General features: G+C 52.8%; 2 protein-coding genes. Both read left to right on the top strand.

The genetic code is table 11. The annotated features are described in order from the left end of the window. The first annotated feature begins 286 nt into the window (after window positions 1-286). Complete coding sequence (locus E5Z01_RS19845) at window positions 287-1,393, top strand: hypothetical protein (RefSeq protein ID WP_135230830.1); 1,107 nt, start codon at window positions 287-289, stop codon at window positions 1,391-1,393. Further along, complete coding sequence (locus tag E5Z01_RS19140; protein ID WP_135230831.1) at window positions 1,390-1,884, top strand: hypothetical protein; 495 nt, start codon at window positions 1,390-1,392, stop codon at window positions 1,882-1,884. The genes E5Z01_RS19845 and E5Z01_RS19140 overlap by 4 nt, the downstream gene beginning before the upstream one ends. Window positions 1,885-1,942: the final 58 nt, after the last annotated feature.

Genomic DNA, 1,942 nt, shown 5'->3' on the forward strand with positions numbered 1-1,942 from the left:
CAGGTGGGCCAGATCCAGATCCTTTGGGAAAGCGGAAGAAGAAATCTCCCGACCTCATCACTCTGCTGGAAGTCGGCTGGACGCTGGTTTTACGCCCTCTCTCATAAAGTTTGTCAGGCCGTCAGGCAACTGATGTCGGGATTCCCAATAACGCCCCAGCACGCTCCCGATGATGACGAGGACGCCGGAGAGCTAGACGAATAATGAGAATGAAGGGGCTGAAATGTTGGCTTAGATCATTGAACACTGATCTTTGATAGTTTTATCTTCTGCTATGATATGAGCCATGAATAAAAAAGTATGCCTGCTTAGTTTATTGAGTCTGCTGAGCCTCAGCGGTACAACTGAGGCTCAGCAACCCATAACTAAAAGTCCCTTGAAAAGCGTAGGTGTAATCTCAGCTTTCAATATCAAGCCAGTAGCTAAGCCAACCGCCGCCGCGACAACCCTCGCAAGCGTTCCAGTGGTTGCCAGGGTTGCCGCAACAGCGCCAGCAACCACCACCAGCAAGAGCAACGCCCCTGTTATTACAGGTGGAGTGCAAACGATTTTCCGAGCCGACCAGTTGACCGGAAACTTTGCCGCCAAGATTACGGCCAGCAGTGAATACCAGGTGAGCGTCATTTTCCCCCAGAAGGTTCAATCTATAGGCGTCAATGCCGCCAAACAGGACGCTGTGATGACCACGATTGACCAGTACGATGGGCGCGTTGTCTACATTGACGTACTGACCCCAGGCGGCACGGCGACCCTGAACTTTCGGATGCTGACTGATGCTGACGTTCATCTGGAAAAGACCGGAAAGGACGCCACAGGAAAAGACTTTGGCGGTGCAGCAGTCACGCCAGGGCATGATCCGCTCATCCTGAAAATGATTGTCGAACTGACCAACAAGAACGGTGGAGTTCTTAGCTATAAGGTGACGCCCAGCTTGATAGCGCAGACTGTCCCAGCCCCAGCCCCGGCCCCGGCCCCAGCAAAGGTAACGCCACCCCCGGCCCCAGCGCCCCGACCCGTGAAAGCACCCCCGCAGACTGTCTGGCAGGGAAGCAACAGCAATCTGTATCTGACGGTCAAAGAAGCCCCAGGGGGAGCAGATGGCCAGCAGAACTACACTTATGAAGTCAAAGTGACGCCTCAGAACGGCAAGAGCTACTTTGTGGATACCAGTCTGACCAACTTGCGGCTCAGAAACATTAACGTCCCTACTGCCCTCACGATTCAGAAGGCCCAAACTCCCGTGACCGCCCAGAAGCCCGCGACAGGTACACTTGGCTTGAAAAAGAGCGCAACGGCTTCAAATCTTCCGCGAGTGCTCATGTTTGCCGTCATCGAGAAAGACAATGCCAGTGGAGCCACCAAACGCCGCTACATAGGGGTGTTGCTGAAATGAAGAACAAGTCCCGAATTGTTCTTCTTTCTGTGTGCCTAGGTACAAGTATTGCAGCAGGCGCAAAAATCCCGCAAATACCAGGTTTGCCTGACCTGAACGACATTCCGTTTATCCAGCAGCTTATTCAACTTGTGCCGGGACTTAATGATGCTCTGGAAAGTATTCCAGACCTTTCCCAGCTTCCCGATTGGGCAGGACAGCAGTTACCAGGGGCAGACGAAGCAGCGAAAGCCCTTACGGATGCGGGATTTGACCCCGCTCTTGCTGGTGCTGTTGGTGATGATTTTATGACCGACGTGCTAAAAAATGCACCGCCTTTAAGTCAGGTGGTCAATGAAGCAAAAAACGATCCGAACCCACCTAAAACGCCCATGTATGACCGTAAAAATATCTATGACATGAGCGAGATACGGCCTGTGCCACCTGACGGCCTGACAAACTTTATGAGAGAGGGCGTAAAACCAGCGTCCAGCCGACTTCCAGCAGAGTGATGAGGTCGGGAGATTTCTTCTTCCGCTTTCCCAAAGGATCTGGATCTGGCCCACCTGG

Source organism: Deinococcus fonticola (assembly GCF_004634215.1).
Taxonomy (GTDB): Bacteria; Deinococcota; Deinococci; order Deinococcales; family Deinococcaceae; genus Deinococcus; species Deinococcus fonticola.